Below are 1,707 nucleotides of genomic sequence, written 5' to 3'. Positions count from 1 at the left end.
GCCGCCGTACCGCCCCCGGCAGCCGCAGTCGGCGGACGACGGAGCGGATCTCCGTGCCGCGCGGGGGCGGGCCGTCGGCCGTCGGGGGCGGCAGCGCGGTCGCGCGCGGTGCCGCGGCGCCCTCCCACAGGGCCAGCTCCGCGTCGCGCGGGCCCAGCGCGGTACGGGTCTCCCCGTCGCCGAAGATCCGTACGGGACGGGTGGCGTCCCAGCCCCGCCAGCCCGGGTCGCCGTCCGCCGCGAACGCCACCCAGGCCCGGTGCATCTCGTCCGCCAGCGCCTGCGGGGCGCCCTCGCCCGCCAGCTTGCGCGCCTCCGGGGCGTCGCCGGTGCCGAAGACGAAGCCGAGTTCGAGGGCGTGGCAGGAGCCGAGCCCGGGGAGGGTGGAGGGCCAGGCGAACTCGTACAGGTGCGAGCCGGGCCGCGCGTCGGCCAGGCGGTGCATCGGCAGGCGCAGCAGGTGGTCGGTGACCATCTGGCCGACGGTCTCGGCGGCGCGGGCGTCCGGGCGCAGCGCGCGGTAGCCGCGCGGCACCTCGGCGCCCACGCGGCAGCGGGCCATCGCGCCGGCCAGGGCGACCGCGCCGAGCCGGTCGACGCGTTCCAGCAGTCCGCCGGGCACCAGCCAGAGCCGGTACTCGTCGCGGGTCCAGCCCATCATCAGATCGACGCCGGCCGCCGCCTCCCCGTAGAGGAGGGCCTCCAGGGGGTCGCGGGGCACGATGTCGCCGTCGACGACGATCCCGAAGGCCGGTCCGCCGACCACGGGGCTGCTGAGCCGCCCCACCTCGCCCTGGGTGCGCAGCAGCAGGCCGCGGTCGACCTCGGCGAAGGCGGCGGCGGTGGCCGGGGTCTTCATGCGGGCCGCCATCCGGCGCACCATGCGCCGCACCTTGTCGCGCTCGACGGCCTCGGGCGCGCCGCTCTGGAGGACGGCCCGGCGCACCAGGCCCTGCGCCCCGGGGGCGGCGAGCAGCGCGCCGATGCTGATGGCCCCGGCGGACTGGCCGAAGAGGGTGACGGTGTCCGGGTCGCCGCCGAAGGCGCCGATGGACTCGTGGACCCAGCGCAGGGCGGCGAGCTGGTCGCGCAGTCCGGCGTTGGCGGGGGCGTCCGGGAAGTAGCCGTAACCCTCCACGCCGAGGCGGTAGTTGACGGAGACGAGGACGATCCCGTCGCGGGCGAAGTGGCGGCCGTCGTAGACCGGCACACCGGAGGAGCCGCGGGTCAGGGCGCCGCCGTGCAGCCAGACCATGACGGGCAGGCGCGCACCGGGGCCGGGCTCGGGTGTCCAGACGTTGAGGTTGAGGCAGTCGTCACCGGGCACGTCGGGGTCGGAGAGGTACTGCGCGAACGCGTCCGAGTACGGGGGTTTCGGCGCGGTCGGCCCGAAGGCGCCCGCGTCGCGCACGCCGTCCCAGGGCTCGGGCGGCTCGGGCGGCCGGAAGCGGCGCGGGCCGAAGGGGGGCGCCGCGTAGGGGATGCCGCGGAACACCGCCACACCGTCCTCGTGCCGGCCCCGCACGGCACCGTGGGGCGTGCTCACCACGGGATCTGCCGGGACTGCCGTCATCGGTCCGTCAGCCTCCTCACCGCGCTCGTGCACCGTGAAGATCAGAGCAATTCATTGTGGCCCGGTATTCCGGTGCGGCGGCATGCCGGCGGGGCCGTTCGGGGGACGGCACCGGCGTGTCTGCGGACCGGCGC

Annotated in this window: 1 protein-coding gene; it reads right to left on the bottom strand. The window is 77.0% G+C overall.

Going from position 1 to position 1,707, the window contains the following annotated elements; genetic code table 11:
* Positions 1 to 1,573: carboxylesterase/lipase family protein (locus SZN_RS36960; RefSeq protein WP_007506407.1), on the bottom strand; the 1,573-nt coding region annotated here is incomplete at its 3' end.
* Between the last annotated feature and the right edge of the window lie 134 nt (positions 1,574 to 1,707).

Source organism: Streptomyces zinciresistens K42, assembly GCF_000225525.1.
Taxonomy (GTDB): Bacteria; Actinomycetota; Actinomycetes; order Streptomycetales; family Streptomycetaceae; genus Streptomyces; species Streptomyces zinciresistens.
Note: the sequence above shows the minus strand (reverse complement) of the source record. Positions and strands in the feature narration are given on the sequence as shown.